Origin of the sequence: Microlunatus endophyticus (genome assembly GCF_014646195.1) — a bacterium.
GTDB classification, from domain to species: Bacteria; Actinomycetota; Actinomycetes; order Propionibacteriales; family Propionibacteriaceae; genus Microlunatus; species Microlunatus endophyticus.
Window position 1 is genome coordinate 66,217 of the sequence record NZ_BMMZ01000010.1, and the last position, 15,954, is coordinate 82,170.

Genomic DNA, 15,954 nt, shown 5'->3' on the forward strand with positions numbered 1-15,954 from the left:
TCACGCCTGTTCGACCGACGTCGCTACCCACCCGAACCGGGCCTGTGGATCGGCGACGAGGTAGATCCGGATCCGCACCCCGTCCGTGAGCACCTGGAGGAACTGCACGCTGTACTCCGAGGCATCCTCAACGCGAGGCGACCCGGCTGCCTTGGCTTTCGGAATGTTGGCGGCCGAGGTGAGCATCAGCTGCTCTGCCAGGCCGGCGGTGGCGGTCTGCTCCAGCTGCACCTTCCTGGTCTTGGGCGCGACGTCGAGCCAGGCCGCGACGAACCGTGCGGCGGCGGTCGTGCTGCCAGCGGGTGCGCCATGGGAGGTGACGGCGTCGGAGCCAGTCAGCGTGGGCAGTGCCGACGACACACCCGCCGATGGACTCGCGGACGTTGGCCGCGAAGCAGCAGGCGGGGTGGTCGGAGTGCCGGCCGTGGCGGGCACTGTGTGCCGTGGGGCCGATCCAGCGGAGGTCGCGGTCCAGATCACCAACAGAGCAGCGACGATCAGCACGACAGCCAGCAGCGCCAGGAGCCGCGGGTTCAGCTCTGCGAGGGGTCGGCGACGCTGGTCGACGTCGTAGGTGAGCAGGTCACGTCGACGCATCGTCGGCTCCGGCGTGGCTGTGGTAGGTCACGAGCGCGTGTTCGGTGCCGTCTTCGGCCAGCTCGGGTTCGGCCATCGGGATGTAGGTTTCGCCGTCTCCGGCATCGAGTTGGGATCGCCGATAGAGGGCCATCTCGTCGTCAGCAACGATAATCCCGGTCGGGTAGACCACCTCGGATCCACTCTCGGCAGGGCCGCCGTCGGATCGAGGCCGATCACCGCTCGGCGATTCCGGTTCTGTCGTGCCCTCGCCACTGGATCCGCCCGGCAGCTCGGGTCCCCGATTCGGCCTGCTGGTGTCGAGGTCGGCCGTCGCGGACGGCAAAGCGGTCAGCGTCGGCCGGCTGACTCCAGTTGAAACTGGGGCTGCTTCCAGCTGGCGCGGTGACGCGGGTAGTTGGGCCATCGGCCGGGAGGCGACGACACCGGGCCAGCTGCGCTCGGTCTGCGATGGTGAGGTCTCGGCGCTGTCGGCTTGTGTCGGCTGCTCCATCTGGACGATCCGTGTCGATTCCGACCGGTCCCAATCGGGACTCGGTAAGGCCGGCAGCGATTCCCGCGCACTCGGCGACGCCATTGGCCCCTCGGTCGGCTCGGATGGCTTCGTCGCCGTCACGAGCTGGGGTAGGTCGTCGAGGGCGCTTTCGGTGCCCAAGCGGACGCCGAGGTAGTTCGTGACCCCGTTCAGGGCTGTACGAAGATAGGACCGGTTCGGATCCAGGCCGGGCACGATCGATTTGAAACTGTGCAGCGGCCGGGTGAGGACGAGGCCGACGACGGTCGCGACGACGATCCAGAAGAGTTGCGCACCGGCGCCGAGGTTGGTGTTGGTTTCGATCGCGCCGAGCACCATCGTCATCACGCCACCGGCGATCACGAACTTGGCCACCGCAACGATCGCGGCCGCGAACAGGTCCCACATCCGCGACAGCACCGACCGTTGCGTCGGAAGCACACCGACGACCGCGGCCAGCGGTGCGGCAAGGGCCAGGCCTTGCATCATCATTCTGGCGATCAGGACCATGATCATCGACAGGGCGACGAACAGGCTCATCGCCAGCGACACCACCACGCCCATCAGTGCCGGCCCGGTGCGCTCTCCTCGACCGGCGAACTCCTCGTAGCCGGCCGGATCCTGCTGTTTCAGTTGCTTGGCGACGTCCTTGAACTCGGCGGACTTGGCGTCGTCGATCTGCTTCTTCGTGTCCGGGTCGGTTTGGATACGTTTGATGTCGGACCAGGAATAGTGGGTCGCGTCCATCAGCTCCGGCCCCAGCTGCTTGGCCACAGCGGAGTCGGGATCGCCGAAGTTGCCTGTCAGCCACGTTCGGTACGCGCTCCCTCGTGTGACCGCGTCACTGGGCGAGGAGGAGAACTGAGCCCCGGCAGCGTTCGACACCGACACGACACCGCGGTCGACCGTTCTAGACGCGACGGCAGGGAAAGCAAGAGCGAATACCGCCATCGTCGCCGCCAGCGCGATGATCAACAGCGTCCGCATCGTCTCCGCGTAGCTGGTCCGTTTGGCGCGGAAGGCGACGATCAGGCCGACGCCGAGCATCGCCAACGGCAACCAGATCGTGAGCACCGGAACCCGGAGTTTGGTCGCGATCCCGCCGATCACGGTGCTGAACCAGTTCAGCGACGACGTCTTCGCCATCTGTTCCAGTGATGCCAGGCCGGCCAGGACTGCGCCGACGATCGAGAGGATCACGTTGCCGGTCTGGGTGTTGGTCACCGCGACCGGATCGCGGAGGAAGTCGGGTCCGCAGCCCAAGTCGTAGTTCGACCAGTTCCAGTTGTAGCCGTACACCTGGCCGATCGAGACCTTTGTTTCGGTGAAGGGATTCGGTGCCTTGTCTGGGATCTGTTTCGGGGTCGTGGTCAGCATGCCCGGCAGACCGGACTTCGGTGCTACCGGATCCGGAGCATCCGAACACACATCGGCCGATGCCGGCCGGGCGAACGCCACCGAGATCGCAGCCACCAACACGACCATCACAGCGGCCCTACTCAGCACGCGGCGCCAGCTCGGCCAGCGAATCAGCATCCTCCATGCGTGGGTGGTCATGCCGCCACCTCCGCTTCGTCCTTGATCGGAATGTGGGGCACGTACTCGAAAAGATCCGGGTCGATGAACGGGGTCGGCTGGGGCGTCGTCGGCACACTCGGTCGGGCGCGACCTGGCGTGGTCTGCAAGGCCGCCCGCAACGCGGGATGCCAGTCAAGATCAATCCGGATCTTGCCCAACCGGCCCAGCGGATCCAGCCACACGAACTCACCCGTCTCCGCCGTCCGACCGCCCTCGCGCGGCTTCGGCGACAACGCCTGGATCACCGGCGCGTACGCCTCCGGGCACTGGATCAGCTTGCACGCCTGGACCGCTGTCGCCTCCTTCGTCAGCCGACCTACGAACGCCGAGCCCATCAGAGCGTCCACGCGGCCGATCGACAGATGATCTTCCGGATGCTGCGATGCAGCGCCGATCGCAGTGTTCCACTTCCGCGAATCCCGCGAGAGACGAACAAAGAACGCCCGCCCGGAGCCCCACTGTCCCATCAGATGGTTCTCGTCGAGGAACACGTTCTTGCGCACGTCCCGCGGCCGGCCGTAGATGAATTTCGAGGCGAAGAACGCCGCCAGGTGCAGCAACGGCTGCGTGTAGCGCTCCTCCGATCCCCAGAAGTCCCGCTCCACTGATTCTGGTGGCGGCGACAAGCCGGGCATCGTCACCACCACCAGGGTCTTGTCCTCGATCTCCTCGTCCTCGATCGGCCCACGATGCTGGGGCATGATCAACTCACCGAGAGGGAACTCCGCCGCCGCGCGCAACTCCTCGACCAACTGGCGGGCCAGCTCGCGTTGCGACTCGGTCAGCGACTTCTCGCCCATCTCTTCGAGTTCCTCGATGATCCAGCGAGGGTTCGTACGCGTGTCCCGAAGGCCGCGCTTCTTCGTCCGTTCCGCCACCCTACGAAGGGCATCGCGCAGCATCACATCAGTGCCCGGCATCCGCAGTGTCGAGCTCGGAAGCCACATCCGCAACACGTCGAACATCAACTGCTGGCGCTCAGCCGCCGCCCGCCGCACCGCCCGCTCATACTCAATCCGATTCACCTGATCGGCACGAACCCACGGATTCTCCGAGCCCGTCGCAGGCTCCTCGTTCCGATAGCTCTCCAGAATCGGATCAGGCACCAGCTGGTACGGCGACAACGTCCCGGCCCGCGAGGCGGTCAGATCCATCACGCGAGAGAACGGCTTCAACTCCGGCAACTCGGTGAGCTTTGCGAGCGGCCCAGACGGGTCGAAGATGATCGTCGGTTGGCCAGCCCGGATCGCGTTGTAGGCCAAGGTCCCGATCAGCACACTCTTCCCGCCGCCCGGTTCGGCGACGATCGGAAACAGGCCGGGTGTCTGCAGCACCTCGGGGCCGTAGTGCATGTCGAACCGCGAAGCACGACGTGCCGACCCGACGCCATACCCCAGATACGGGCCGGTCGGAGTTCCCAGATCGCTGTCCACGTTGGGAAGTGCCGACGCCAGATAGCGGACCGGCATCCGCCGCTGATGACCATGCTGGGCACGAGGTTCGGCGGGGATGAACTCCTGCAACGACCGTGCTTGGCCCCGTGCGTGATGCAGCGGCATGTTCAGCCGCTCCCCGTACAGGTCAACCACATCGCGGGCCCGTTTCAGTGCCTCATCCTCGCTCGTGCCATAGACCGCGAGCCGGATCGTTCCCAGGAACCGGGCTGCGGTGCGGCTGTCGCCCTCGGTGACTTCATCGAGGTTGCCCGCTGCGGCACGGATCGCCCGGCCGACCGACGGTGGTGGGGCCATCCGGTGCTCGTCATAGTGAGCGGCGATCCCGGTCGCCCGGTTCTGCTCAAACTCGATCGCCCTCGACAAGGTCCGCGCCGACAACAAGGTGCCCGACAACGACCACTCCACCGGGAACCCGAGCCGGTTCGAGGCGACGATCCACGGATCCCGGCCATCCTCCGGCCAGACACGATCCGGCATCACCCCCATCGTCAACACCGCCACCGACCGATTGACCTTCGCGCCGCGGATCTCACTCACCACCCGCACCGTCGACCCGTACGGCTCACTCAGCCACGCCCGCCGTTCGGTGAACTCGGCAAGGTCCTCGACCTCCCACCGATCCCCACCCACACCGGAATGCACCGGTGCAGGCACGCCCATCGACAAACTCCGGTGGAACAAGAAACCCAGCTCCCGCGCCGACGCCCGCCGGCCATCGAAACCAGGGCCCGTGACGATCCGCTCGATCTGCAAAATCTGATCGATCACCGCCATCGCATCCCGCGACGGGCTGTCGGTGCCGTTGATCAACTCCGCACGGACCGACCGCTTCGGAACCGGTGCCACCCACACCCCGAGAGCCACCACTTTCTGATCGAGTCCGGTCGACTGCAACCGGCGCTGCGCATGCCCGAGGTAGTCATCCCACGACTCACCACCCGTCACCTGGGGCAGCGGCTCCGGGGTCTGCTCGTCGAGACTCCGGGCGTACTCGAACGACGGATACGGGCGCGTCGTCAACCGCAGACGGATCGGCCGTCCTTCGGGCCGGGACGCAGCTAACTGGCCGTAGCGGAATGTTTGCTGGTCCCACAGGCGACGGCGATCATCCAGCGTTCGGAAATCCCACGACTGGCCGCCCAACAAGAACCAGGCGAAGATCCCACCACGGGTGAACTGCAACGGTCCGGCGATCTCGTCGGTCGCCAGCGAGAACATCACCTCGCGGCGCGCGGTGATCTTTCGGCGGAGCCAGGTCTGGTCGGACCTGCCCTCCCGCACGGCCTCCGATCCGGGATCCGGGATCTCATCCTGCCCGGCCGTATCCGGGCTCTGACGCCTTCCAAACATCAGGTCTCCTCCGCCGCACTACCGGAGCCGCCGACCACATCTGGTGACTCGAACAACCGTTCCGCAGCCGGCGACAGCTCAGCCAGCCGAGGCCACGGCATCCGCCAATTCATCGGCGGCTCGGCGGCAGCTCGTGATCGGCCGCCTAACTCGTCGCGTGCGGTCGTGATCTTGTACCGCAACGGTTCATCGAACGTGACACCGCGCATGATCCGGACAGCGCCATAGACAGCGGCCGGCGCCCCATAGATCAGGCCGAACCAGAACGCGAACCACGGCGCATGACCAACCGCCACCAGGCCGGCCAAAGCAATCAGACCAGCGATCAGAACGATCCCGACCGGGATCATCAACAAGGTGACTGCCCACTGCACATACGTCCACTCGAACGGCAACGTCGCACCCTTCGGGCCCAACCAGACCGCCCGCAGCTTGCGTGGGCCATCGTCAGTGCGTAGCTCAGGCATGACAGCTCCCTGCCCTCGACACGCAGCTCAGCCGCTCACCCCAAGCGCGGTCAGCACCTTGTGACCGAACGCCGCGAACCCGATCGCACCCATACCGACCGCGACGATCACAATCGCCACCAGCGTGTTGAAACCAACCCGCGCGGTCTCCGAATACTGCCCACGCTTGGCACCCGCCGCCAGCGCGATGCCCACCACGATCACCACCAGGCCGAACACGGCCAACAACAAAGTTTGAACCTTGCCAGGATCGAACATCTCGACCTACCTCCAAACGGAAGTTGGGAGTAACCCTCAGCCAGCCGGAGCACCCATGCTGCTGCCGGACCGCTATGGCTTCAGGGGAGGGGGAAATGCTGCCGCTCGACGACAGCACGTCGTGACCGCCACAGACAGGCAGCCTTGGGAGAGAAGCTGGGCAGACGACGTTTCGATCACACGCCGCCGGTGCGGTCAGCCAAGACCGTCGAACCGGGCGCACGGTGACCACGCACGCCAACCCGGTAAAGACACGGCTGTTAGGCTCAACAGCACGGTCCCACCAGAAACCAACCGAATTGCACATTGACACGCCGTACAGAAACCGCGGTACAGAATGTTCACTTCTCCGAGGCCGGCAGTTCTGCTCAGCTGGAGCAGCCCACGCGCTAGGACGATGGCACCGCAAGACCTGCGATAGCCGCTGCGGGCCTAGTCTCACTTCTAGTCTCAGTTGCCACCGTTCGGCACCGTTCGGCACCACCAACCCCCGCTCGCGTTGAGCGTGAACAGGCCCCAACAGACGGCCAGAAACAGGTGCTCGCGGACTTGGAAAGCGGGTTGGGTTCACGCCCTCACGAGTTCGAATCTCGTATCCTCCGCCACCCTGACAAGGGAAAACGCTGATCGGCCCCACCGCCGCTCACCTCCCCGAAACCCGAGTGGTCTCACTTCTAGTCTCAATTGGGCCGCAAGCCTGAAGTCTCACCGGGCCGCAACGGCCTGCCGCCGGATGTGGAGCGCCGACCGCGGAGGCGGTTCACAGTGGCGCGCTAGCTCGACCAAGCCGATGGTCCGGCAGTCGGCAGTCGACGTCGCAGTGGGGCACAGGCTCTCGGATCAGAAGAGTGGCGGAGTGGCTTCGGTCGCTGCCGCAGCGGGCTGATTGGGAATCCTAAGCTGCTGACCACCCTTGAGCCCGTGCCGCCGTAGCAGCACGTCTGCACGGCGGCCCAGGTCCGCCGAGTACGAGCGCCGCACGTAGCTGCCACCGCGATAAAGCTCGGCGTACGGCCGGGTCAGGTCAGGTCGGTTGATCGACAGCCAGCGCAGGAACCATTCCCGGGCGCCTGGTCGCAGGTGCAGGGCGAAGACTGTGGCGCCCGTGGCGCCGGCGGCCGCGATCTCACCGAGGATCCGGTCCAGGTCGGAGTCCGAATCGGTGATCATCGGCAGCACCGGTGCCACCAGGACGTGGCACGGAAGACCGGCGTCGGTGATGGCCTTGACCAGGCCAAGCCGGGCCCGCGGAGTCGGAGTCCCCGGCTCCAAGGTGGCATGCACCTCCTCATCGACCAGCGCGATCGACACGGCAAGCCCGACCGGCACACGCCGGGCAGCTTCGACCAGGAGCGGCAGGTCGCGGCGTGCTGTCGTGCCCTTGGTCAAGATCGAGAACGGCGTACCCGAGCCCGCCAGGGCACCGATGATGCCGGGCATCAGCTGGTAGCGACCCTCGGCCCGCTGGTACGGATCCGTGTTCGTCCCCAGCGCCACCGGTTCACGGGTCCACGACGGCCGATTCAGCTCCCGCGTCAGCACCTCAGCGACGTTGACCTTGACCACGATCTGGTTGTCGAAGTCAGCCCCGCTATCCAGGTCGAGGTAGGTGTGCGTCCGCCGTGCGAAGCAGTAGACACAGCCGTGACTACATCCGCGATACGGATTGACCGTCCAGCTGAAAGGAACCCGGGCGGCCACCGGGACACGATTCAGGGCGGACCTGGCCAGCACCTCGTGGAAGGTGATGCCCTCGAATTCCGGCGTCCGAACCGTCCGCACCAGGCTTTGCAGCCGGTCCAGGCCCGGCAGTGCCGCCGGCTGCCCGTCGGCGGGCTGGTTGATCTTCTGAGCGGACCACCTCATCCATCCATTCAAACATACATTCGTTTAAGTCGCCGGCCGGATCACACCGGGATCCGCAACGCAGCCATCGGCCGGTGTGTTGCGGGCGGACCGGCTCGTGGACTGGTTCAAACCTGCGGGACCGAACCCGGCTCGCGCAGAACGCCCGGCTCGAATCCGTCGCCGAGCGGGACCTGCGCCTCTTCGATCATGATGAACTTCGCCTCGGCCCGCAGCTGCTCCTCCGTCGCCAGCATTTTGCGCCGCGCGATCACCCAGGAGATCACCACCGGAATCGATCCGGCGACCCAGGCCAGTGGCGGCGCTAAGGCGACCCCGGTGAAGCCGATCAGCCGGACGAGCACCAGCGCCGCGACGGTGCGCAGGACGACCTCGGCGATCCCGGAGATCATCGGCGACCGGGCGTTGCCCAGCCCCTGGACAGCATTGCGGTAGAGGAAGAGGATCGCCAGGAAGCCGTACAGACAGCCGTTGATGATCAGGTAATGATGCGCGAGCGCGACCACGCGGTCCTGCCCGGCTCCGACGAACAGCCGCACGATCGGGGTCCCGACGGTCATCACGATGGTGCCCAGCACCACTGCCGCGCCGAGCGCGAGCCAGGTCGTACGGGCGACACCGTGGCGCACCCGCTGCCACTCCTGCGCACCCCGGTTCTGGGCGACGTAGGTCGCCAGCGCGAGGCCGAAGGACGCCAGCGGGGTGACGGCCAACTGGTCCACCCGGGCGGCCGCGGTGAAGCCGGCGACCGTGTCGGCACCCAGGCTGTTGATCGCCCACTGCAGCACCATGATGCCGATCGAGATGATCGAATACTGGAATCCCATCGAGAGCCCGAGCCGCAACGGCTCGGCCAGCTCCCGCCGATCGACCGCCCAGTCCGCCCGCTGCAACTGCAGCTGCGGCATCCGCCGGGCGATCAGCCGCAGACACAACACCACCGAGACGAGCTGGGCGGCGACCGTCGCCAGGGCGGCGCCGGCGACTCCCAGGTGCAGGCCGCCGACGAACATGACCACCAGCCCAGCGTTGAGGACGCAGGACAACACCAGGAAATACAGCGGCGTACGGCTGTCACCGAGCGCGGATCAGCGAAGACAGGTAGTTGAATGCCGCGATCGCCCCGACGCCGAGGAAGCTCACCCGCAGGAAGGTGGTCGCATCGGGTACCAGTTCGGCCGGCGTGTCCAGCAGCCGCAACAAGGGCCCCGCGATCAGGGCGCCGACGATCGTGATGAAGGCCGCGATCCCGACGGTGATCATCGCCCCGGCTGCCACCGCTCGCCGCATCACCGGCAGCCGGCCGGCGCCGAAGGCCCGCGCAACCGGGATGGGGACCCCGACCGACGACCCGATCGACAGCCCCGTCAGGAAGAAGAGGATCGAGCCGCTGGCGCCGACCGCCGCGAGCGCGTGCACCGAGATCAGCCGTCCGACGACGATGGCGTCGGTGAATTGATAGAGCTGCTGGAAGACGTTGCCGACCACCAGTGGGATGGCGAAAACCATGATCAGGCGAGTGGGCGGACCAATGGTGAGGTTCCGGGTCATTGCTGTGCATCCTTGACGGGCCGGTCGAAGCCGGAGGTCACACGGATTCGACCCGGGACAACTCCAAGCAAAGCCTAGTCCAATCGGCCCCGATCAGAAATGTCAGACCAGCGGGATGATCACCATCGCGCAGAGCAGTCACCACACCATCGTCGGCAGCCCGAGCTTCACGTGGTCGACGAACCGGTAGCCGCCCGGTCCCATGATCATCATGTTCCCGGGCGTCGGGGTCGGCGTCAGACCAGGGCCGTCGCAGTGTTGCTGATCAACCGTCCGAGGATCGCGGTCAGGACGAAGACGACCGGCATCAGATCACCGGTGGCACCAAGCCGCCTGCGCCCGACGACCTTGAGCCTGGGATAGCCAGCACCGGAACTCCCGCGACGGCGAAACAGAAGACCGGGCAACTGGCCACGGCCCGCCTCAGCCGCCGCATCATGGCCATGAGCCGGACACGTGGCTAGACTCCCGACGTGTGCCGGCCGGGGCGGTACGGATACCTGTAGCCCGATCGAACGTCGCAGGAGGCAACGTGGCCGTCATCTCCGATGGGATCCGTTCCGATGGGATCCATGGTTGGCGCCGCCGTGCGCTGGCGGTGATCATCGCACTCGGCGTCGCCGTGACGCTCTTGATCAACAGCGCTCCGGCCCAGGCCGTCCAGCGGCCGGCCGTGATCGGCAAGCGGGTCATCGGACATTCGGTCCAGGGCCGGTCGATCACCGCCTGGCACCTCGGCAACGCCCATGCCAAGACGACCGTCGTGCTGATCGCCCAGATGCACGGCAACGAGCAGCGGGTCGCCAGCATCCTCTACAGCTTGCGCGACGGCAAAGCGATCACGGGCATCAACCTGTGGGTTGTGCCCAGCTACAACCCGGACGGGCATGCCCACGACACCCGGCAGAACGCCCACGGTGTCGATCTGAATCGCAACTACCCGACCGGCTGGCGGCGTACGACCGGTGCCTACAACTCCGGCAAGAAGGCGGCATCGGAGCCCGAGACCCGGGCCATGATGAAATTCCTGAAGCGGGTCAAACCCGACTACGTGATCAGCTTCCACCAGCCGCTGCACGGTGTCGACCTGCTGACCAAGCGCAAGTCCTTCTCGCACAAGCTGGCCAAGGCACTCAAGCTGCCCAACAAGAGATTCAGCTGCGACGGCGGCTGCCACGGCACATTGACCATGTGGTTCAACCACAACTTCCACGGCGAGGCGATCACGGTCGAGTACGGGTCCACACCGAGCCGCGACCGGATGCGCCACAAGGCGGTCACCCAGCTGCTCGGAGTCTTCGGCGCCAAACGCTGACACTGCCTACAAGATCAACTTCGGCAGTGAGCCAGATCACGACCGGAACGGAATGGATCGGCGCACTGAATCGTTCTAAACTGGTGTTCGTCACCGTCGACGCAATCGTCGACACTGGTGGGACTCACAAGAACGCGACACCCAGTTGATCATCCGGACGCAGGTCCGGCCGACAGTCCAGCTGTCGACGATGCCTCTACCACGACCGGCATTGTCGCCGTCGGCCGACACCAGCAGAAGGATCGACAGCAAGATGTACAACTGGACGTTTCCGCGCCCCTACCAGAAGCAGATGACCACCCCGCAGGCGCTCGAGATGTACGAGATCGAGCGCAACATCCGCGAAGCTGACGCCAGCTTCCGGAGCGCGCGCAAGGCACGTCGGGCGACCTCGCGTCGTCGGGCCGGCGCTCGTCGCGGCTGATCATCGCGGCAGCAGTTGCCGCACCGGACAAGGACGGGCCGGACCGCATCAGCGGTCCGGCCCGTTTTCTTCGTCCACTTTCATTCGCGCTGACCGCGGTCCTACCGCTCAGGTCGCAGCACCACCCGCGCACAGACGCCGGCGTGGGTCGACGGATGCAGTCCGTCGGTCGCATCCACGCCGATCATCCGCGCCGCCAGCACCCGTGTCGCCAGCCCGACCAGGATGTAATCGATCCGCGCGCTGCGGGTGCCGGCGGCCAAGTAGCTGTTCTCCCGCCTCCACGTGTGACCCGGCCCGGCGGGGTCGGCGTAGTGCCAGACGTCCTCCAGCCCCAGGCCCGGCACCGCCGGCGCCGTCAACAGCCCTCCGAGCAGGCGCACCTCGTCCGACTCCGGCTCGGCATTGAGATCGCCGGTCACGATCGGGCCGAGCTCGGCATCGGCCGTGCCCGCCAGCTCCCCCACCAACTCCGCAACGGCCCGCACCTCCGTGACCCGGTCCCCGGAACCCGTCGGCGATGAGTTGAGATGGGTCGTCACCACCGGCAGCGGCCCGGACGGATGATCAACGATCACGCCGAGCATCCCGCGGCCCTGACTGCGCGCCAGCGCGCTCGGCAGTCCGCGGGTGATCACATTCCGCAGCGGCCAGCGGCTGATCACGGCCAGCAGCGTACGTCCCCCGTCCGATCCTGCCGGGCCCGCGTACGGCGCCACCTCGATATGCTCCAGGCCCAGCGCGGCGGCGATCTCCCGGGGCTGGTTGCGGTCGCTGGTCGACCAGCTCTGCTGCAGGCAGACCACATCGGCTGCCGCGTACTCCAGCGCAGCGGTGATCAACTTCTGCCGCTGCTCCCACGGTCCGCCGCGGCGCCACAGATTCCACGTGGCCACGGTGATGTCCCGCTCAACGTCCTGAATACTCATCGTCCCCGCTGTTCGCCTCTGCTCCTGCTGTTGGTGCAGACCGTACCCAACCCGTACGAACCATGGCCGACCGACGCCGGATGCAAGGATCGGGCCCAGAGCCACCATGAATCGCAGGTTGTTGACGATCCGGCGGTAAATACCGTTGCGCCCGACGGATCCGGACCCGTAATGTTCTCAAGGCGCCGAACGGCGCAGCGATATAAGGAGGTGACATCCGTGATCGAGAGATTCATCAGAGCCCTGGCGGCACCTGCGGGTGTCGTCTCCGCCGGACCGCAGACCGCCTAGGTCCCGGCCTGCCGTCGGTCGACGGCCCTGAACCGACCTCCACCCGTCGAGCTCACCTGCACGCGCGCCCTGCCCGCGTGCATCAAACCCCTGCCTTCGCGGCACCTTCCTGACGCGACCGCTGCTCGCCCCTGCCCACTTGCGGTAGCCACGCCGACAGCTGTCGGATCCGACGTCGCCGGTTCGTCGACGAATGAGACGACCAACCGGACGGTGTCCGCCGCCCGGAAAGCCTTGTATCAAAGGAAAACTCATGTTGCTCACCACCGAGGCACTACCGCCGCGCCTCACCACCACCAGCTACGAACGCAGCCTGGAAGCCGCCCGGAAGCACGAGCTGAACTCCGCGATCCGTCGGCAGCACCAGCAACGCGACCCGAAGCGTACCGACCTGCACCGGCTGCTCGCCGTCCGCCGGCCGGCATGACCGCCGAACACAAGATCCTGAGAGGAGGACTCACCATGTACTTCGTTCAGCCGGACCACCTGGTCCACAACGATCGCGATCTCAGCCTGCGGGCCGCCGAGCGCTACGAACTCGAACGGGCGCTCCGCGCGGCCGATGAGCTCGCCCGCGCCGAGCGGCGGAGCAAGCGCAGGCGCCGCGCACGGCGCTATCTGCGACTCGTCCTCAATCGCGTCGCATGATCGCCGAGACCGTGGTCGTACCGGATCACAACCCCAACCCGCCGAGGCCGGTGGAGCATCCCAACGGAGCTCCACCGGCCTCGTCGTTTGGGGCCCTCGCACGACCAGAGTCCGGCCGCGACGGCGATCCTTGGCCGTCGACCTGAGCGCGGCGGCCAAATCGTAACGTTGTCGTGTTCTGGTTCGTGCTACTCCTGTGGCTAAAGTGTCGGCGTGATTTTCAAGCGCGTCGGCGACGTCAGGCCGTATCCGGATCACGGGTACGCGCAGCGGCAATGGGCCGCGATAGCGCCGCACCAGGTGCGCCTTGATCAACTCGTGACCACGAAGCGGACGCTGGACCTCGAGGCCCTCCTGGAGGAGGACTCGACCTTCTACGGTGACCTCTTCGCCCATGTAGTGTCCTGGCGCGGCGACCTCTACCTCGAGGACGGTCTGCACCGTGCGCTGCGGGCAGCGCTGCAGCAGCGTCAGACCATGCACGCCAGGGTCCTGCAACTGGACGGGTAGTGGTTGGCTGTGCGTCAGCTGTAGGACAATCGCACGAGCCGGGTGCACCACCCAGATCGCAAGACCCGAATCGCAACACCACGGCCGGATGGATTCCGGCAGCGACAACCGCGGGAGGAAGAATCGAATGGTCGGACGTGTGATCCGGATCATCCGCACTCCCCTGACGCTGCTGGTCCTGCTGGCCGTCCTGTGTTATGGCGCCTGGTGGGGCTGGAAGAACATCGTCGCCCCGCCCCAGACGACACCCGCGCCGCCGTGTGTGCCGACCAAGGTCACCGACAAGTCGCTCAAGACCAGCCAGGTCACCGTCCGGGTCTACAACGGCGGCGACAAGAAGGGGCTGGCCAGCGACGTCACCCGGGATCTGCGCGCCAAGGGCTTCAATGTCTTGGACCCGGCGAACACCGACCAGAAGATCTCGACCACCGTGATCGTCGGCAACGGAGCCAAGAATCCCGAGGTGCTGCTGGTCAAGAGCTACTTCAAGGGCGCCAAGGTCAAGGCCGACGGCCGGACCGACCATACGGTCGATGTACTGGTCGGCAATGCCTCGGTGCACTTCAATTCCAAGGCCAAGACCAGCTATCCGGTCAAGACCAGCACGGTCTGCCTGCCGGCCGACTCTGCAAGCGCCGCCGCGCAGAACTGACGTGTCCGCCCTACTGACGCTCGGTTAGTCGGCGGCAGGCGGTTGCCGCCAGGCAGCAAGCCGGCCGCCGCGGGCGATGGCCCGGATCCGCTGTTCGGTCTGGGCCCGCAGATGGGTCGGCGTCACCACCAGCAACTCGTCACCGGTGCGGATGATGTCCCGCAGCCCCGGAACCATCGGCTCGTTGTCGCGGATGATGAGCGACACGGCCGCGTTGCGGCCGAGCCGCAGCTCACCGATCTCGACGCCGTTGAGCTTGGAGCCCACCGGGATCCGCAACTGCATCAGGTCAGCCGACATCCGCTCCAGCGGCGCCACCTCGACCTCGACGTCGCGGGCCTGACCACGATCGGCCAGCCCCAGCTTGTTCGCCAGCCACGGCAGGGTCGGCGCCTGCAGCACGGTGAAGACGATCACGAAGATCAGCACGACGTCGAAGAGGTGCTGGGAGTCCGGCACCCGATCGGCCAGCGGAACCGTACACAGCACGATCGGCACGGCTCCGCGCAGCCCGGCCCAGGACAGGAAGACCTGGTCCCGCCAGCCGATCCGGAACCAGATCGTCGACAACAGCACCGACACCGGCCTGGCGATCACTGTCAGGAACAGCCCGGCCGCGATCGCGACGGCGACGTCGCGCCAGACCAGCAGCTGCGGCGACGCGAGCAGGCCCAGCATCACGAAGAGCCCGATCTGGGCGATCCAGCCGATGCCCTCGACGAAGGCCCGGGTGGCGACCCGGTAGGGCAGCTTGGCGTTGCCGAGGATCAGGCCGCAGACGTAGACGGCGGCGAATCCGCTCAAGTGCAGTTCGCCGGCAATCGCGTACGCCAGCACCGTCCAGCCGAGCGCGGCCAGGGCATACAGACCGGAGGACGGCAGGCTGATCCGGCGCAGCAGCTGGACCCCGAGCCAGCCCAGGGCGCCACCGACTGCCAGGCCGCCGACGAGCTGGCCGAGCACCAGCAGGGTCAGCACCGGGACCGACTCGTGCGGCGCATTGCCGACCGCCCAGGAACTGGCAACCGTGACCAGCAACACCGTCGGCGCGTCGTTGAGACCCGATTCACCCTCGAGCATGCCGCGGATCTTGTGCGGCAGCGGGACCCGGCGGAGCACCGCGAAGACCGCAGCGGCATCGGTCGGTGAGGTGACTGCGCCGAGCAACATCGCCAGCGCGAAGCTGAGGTGCAGGACGAAGTGCCCGAACAACGTCATCAGGGCGACGCTGATCGCGACACCGGCAGTGGCGAGCACGATCGCGACACCGGTCGAGGACTTGATGTCCTCCCACTTGGTCGTCAGGCCGCCTTCGGCAAGGATCAGCACCAGGGCACCGAAGCCGAGGGCGTTGGCGACGTCGGCGTTGTTGAACTGGATGCCGAGCACAGCATCGCCGAGCGCGATGCCGATCCCGAGGAAGAGCAACAGCGCGGGCAGCCCGAAGCGATTGCCCAGCCGGGCGGCGAAGATCGCCGCGATCAACACCAGGGCACTGATCAACAGGATGACGTCAAGGTCAATCAACTCGGCCTCCCCAGTCCCCT

18 protein-coding genes are annotated in these 15,954 nt (G+C 66.5%); 7 read left to right on the forward strand and 11 right to left on the reverse strand.

The features are described 5' to 3' along the window. From IEY07_RS17810 to IEY07_RS17850, 9 genes are all read right to left on the reverse strand, one after another. The gene (locus tag IEY07_RS17810; RefSeq protein WP_188896753.1) at positions 1-597 is read right to left on the reverse strand and encodes a hypothetical protein; all 597 of its coding nucleotides are present in this window, start codon (positions 595-597) and stop codon (positions 1-3) included. Then, positions 584-2,668 (reverse strand): hypothetical protein, encoded by a 2,085-nt coding sequence (locus IEY07_RS17815; RefSeq protein WP_188896754.1) that lies wholly within the window; start codon positions 2,666-2,668, stop codon positions 584-586. The genes IEY07_RS17810 and IEY07_RS17815 overlap by 14 nt, the downstream gene beginning before the upstream one ends. Further along, a complete protein-coding gene (locus tag IEY07_RS17820; protein WP_188896755.1) occupies positions 2,665-5,496 on the reverse strand; it encodes an ATP-binding protein in 2,832 nt (943 codons plus the stop codon). Before IEY07_RS17820 ends, IEY07_RS17815 begins: the two co-directional genes overlap by 4 nt. Beyond that, positions 5,496-5,963, reverse strand: a complete 468-nt coding sequence (locus tag IEY07_RS17825) for a hypothetical protein (RefSeq protein WP_188896756.1) — start codon at positions 5,961-5,963, stop codon at positions 5,496-5,498. Before IEY07_RS17825 ends, IEY07_RS17820 begins: the two co-directional genes overlap by 1 nt. A 27-nt stretch (positions 5,964-5,990) precedes the next feature. Next, positions 5,991-6,221, reverse strand: coding sequence for a hypothetical protein (locus IEY07_RS17830; protein WP_188896757.1), 231 nt, complete (start codon positions 6,219-6,221; stop codon positions 5,991-5,993). 840 nt (positions 6,222-7,061) lie between these two features. After that, the gene (locus IEY07_RS17835) at positions 7,062-8,087 is read right to left on the reverse strand and encodes an Rv2578c family radical SAM protein (RefSeq protein WP_188896758.1); all 1,026 of its coding nucleotides are present in this window, start codon (positions 8,085-8,087) and stop codon (positions 7,062-7,064) included. Between the two features lie 107 nt (positions 8,088-8,194). After that, positions 8,195-9,100, reverse strand: coding sequence for an MATE family efflux transporter (locus tag IEY07_RS17840; protein WP_444543327.1), 906 nt, complete (start codon positions 9,098-9,100; stop codon positions 8,195-8,197). 61 nt (positions 9,101-9,161) lie between these two features. Next, a complete protein-coding gene (locus tag IEY07_RS17845; protein WP_188896760.1) occupies positions 9,162-9,638 on the reverse strand; it encodes an MATE family efflux transporter in 477 nt (158 codons plus the stop codon). A 236-nt stretch (positions 9,639-9,874) separates the two neighbouring features. Beyond that, the gene (locus IEY07_RS17850) at positions 9,875-10,045 is read right to left on the reverse strand and encodes a hypothetical protein (RefSeq protein ID WP_188896761.1); all 171 of its coding nucleotides are present in this window, start codon (positions 10,043-10,045) and stop codon (positions 9,875-9,877) included. Between the two features lie 125 nt (positions 10,046-10,170). Here IEY07_RS17850 and IEY07_RS17855 point away from each other — a divergent pair, with 125 nt between their 5' ends. From IEY07_RS17855 to IEY07_RS17860, 3 genes are read left to right on the forward strand one after another with little or no spacing between them, the layout of a single operon-like run. Next, entirely contained in the window at positions 10,171-10,953 is a 783-nt protein-coding gene (locus IEY07_RS17855) for a DUF2817 domain-containing protein (protein WP_188896762.1), read from the forward strand. A 26-nt stretch (positions 10,954-10,979) separates the two neighbouring features. Next, positions 10,980-11,102 carry a hypothetical protein gene (locus tag IEY07_RS24500; protein ID WP_268239243.1) on the forward strand — a complete coding sequence of 41 codons (123 nt, stop codon included), beginning with the start codon at positions 10,980-10,982 and terminating at the stop codon, positions 11,100-11,102. A 41-nt stretch (positions 11,103-11,143) separates the two neighbouring features. Continuing rightward, entirely contained in the window at positions 11,144-11,377 is a 234-nt protein-coding gene (locus IEY07_RS17860) for a hypothetical protein (RefSeq protein ID WP_188896763.1), read from the forward strand. 101 nt (positions 11,378-11,478) lie between these two features. Here the strand turns inward: IEY07_RS17860 and IEY07_RS17865 are convergent, their stop codons facing one another. Continuing rightward, positions 11,479-12,306 carry an endonuclease/exonuclease/phosphatase family protein gene (locus tag IEY07_RS17865; protein WP_188896764.1) on the reverse strand — a complete coding sequence of 276 codons (828 nt, stop codon included), beginning with the start codon at positions 12,304-12,306 and terminating at the stop codon, positions 11,479-11,481. Between the two features lie 544 nt (positions 12,307-12,850). Here IEY07_RS17865 and IEY07_RS17870 point away from each other — a divergent pair. From IEY07_RS17870 to IEY07_RS17885, 4 genes are all read left to right on the forward strand, one after another. Further along, positions 12,851-13,024: a hypothetical protein gene (locus tag IEY07_RS17870; RefSeq protein ID WP_188896765.1), complete on the forward strand. Its 174-nt coding sequence runs from the start codon at positions 12,851-12,853 to the stop codon at positions 13,022-13,024. A 35-nt stretch (positions 13,025-13,059) separates the two neighbouring features. Then, positions 13,060-13,245 carry a hypothetical protein gene (locus IEY07_RS17875; RefSeq protein ID WP_188896766.1) on the forward strand — a complete coding sequence of 62 codons (186 nt, stop codon included), beginning with the start codon at positions 13,060-13,062 and terminating at the stop codon, positions 13,243-13,245. A 213-nt stretch (positions 13,246-13,458) separates the two neighbouring features. After that, positions 13,459-13,755 carry a type II toxin-antitoxin system VapB family antitoxin gene (locus tag IEY07_RS17880; protein WP_188896767.1) on the forward strand — a complete coding sequence of 99 codons (297 nt, stop codon included), beginning with the start codon at positions 13,459-13,461 and terminating at the stop codon, positions 13,753-13,755. A 127-nt stretch (positions 13,756-13,882) separates the two neighbouring features. Beyond that, the gene (locus IEY07_RS17885; RefSeq protein WP_188896768.1) at positions 13,883-14,407 is read left to right on the forward strand and encodes a LytR C-terminal domain-containing protein; all 525 of its coding nucleotides are present in this window, start codon (positions 13,883-13,885) and stop codon (positions 14,405-14,407) included. 24 nt (positions 14,408-14,431) lie between these two features. Here IEY07_RS17885 and IEY07_RS17890 read toward each other — a convergent pair whose 3' ends face one another. Further along, complete coding sequence (locus IEY07_RS17890; protein ID WP_188896769.1) at positions 14,432-15,934, reverse strand: potassium/proton antiporter; 1,503 nt, start codon at positions 15,932-15,934, stop codon at positions 14,432-14,434. Positions 15,935-15,954: the final 20 nt, after the last annotated feature.

What these genes read in the sequence shown, in the direction of transcription:
- IEY07_RS17840 (WP_444543327.1), bottom strand. Translation starts at nt 9,100, where the DNA reads ATGTTCGTCGGCGGCCTGCACCTGGGAGTCGCCGGCGCCGCCCTGGCG.
- IEY07_RS17815 (WP_188896754.1), bottom strand. Translation starts at nt 2,668, where the DNA reads ATGACCACCCACGCATGGAGGATGCTGATTCGCTGGCCGAGCTGGCGC.
- IEY07_RS17885 (WP_188896768.1), top strand. Translation starts at nt 13,883, where the DNA reads ATGGTCGGACGTGTGATCCGGATCATCCGCACTCCCCTGACGCTGCTG.
- IEY07_RS17865 (WP_188896764.1), bottom strand. Translation starts at nt 12,306, where the DNA reads ATGAGTATTCAGGACGTTGAGCGGGACATCACCGTGGCCACGTGGAAT.
- IEY07_RS17830 (WP_188896757.1), bottom strand. Translation starts at nt 6,221, where the DNA reads ATGTTCGATCCTGGCAAGGTTCAAACTTTGTTGTTGGCCGTGTTCGGC.
- IEY07_RS17820 (WP_188896755.1), bottom strand. Translation starts at nt 5,496, where the DNA reads ATGTTTGGAAGGCGTCAGAGCCCGGATACGGCCGGGCAGGATGAGATC.
- IEY07_RS17825 (WP_188896756.1), bottom strand. Translation starts at nt 5,963, where the DNA reads ATGCCTGAGCTACGCACTGACGATGGCCCACGCAAGCTGCGGGCGGTC.
- IEY07_RS17870 (WP_188896765.1), top strand. Translation starts at nt 12,851, where the DNA reads ATGTTGCTCACCACCGAGGCACTACCGCCGCGCCTCACCACCACCAGC.
- IEY07_RS17845 (WP_188896760.1), bottom strand. Translation starts at nt 9,638, where the DNA reads ATGACCCGGAACCTCACCATTGGTCCGCCCACTCGCCTGATCATGGTT.
- IEY07_RS17835 (WP_188896758.1), bottom strand. Translation starts at nt 8,087, where the DNA reads ATGAGGTGGTCCGCTCAGAAGATCAACCAGCCCGCCGACGGGCAGCCG.
- IEY07_RS17860 (WP_188896763.1), top strand. Translation starts at nt 11,144, where the DNA reads ATGCCTCTACCACGACCGGCATTGTCGCCGTCGGCCGACACCAGCAGA.
- IEY07_RS17875 (WP_188896766.1), top strand. Translation starts at nt 13,060, where the DNA reads ATGTACTTCGTTCAGCCGGACCACCTGGTCCACAACGATCGCGATCTC.
- IEY07_RS17810 (WP_188896753.1), bottom strand. Translation starts at nt 597, where the DNA reads ATGCGTCGACGTGACCTGCTCACCTACGACGTCGACCAGCGTCGCCGA.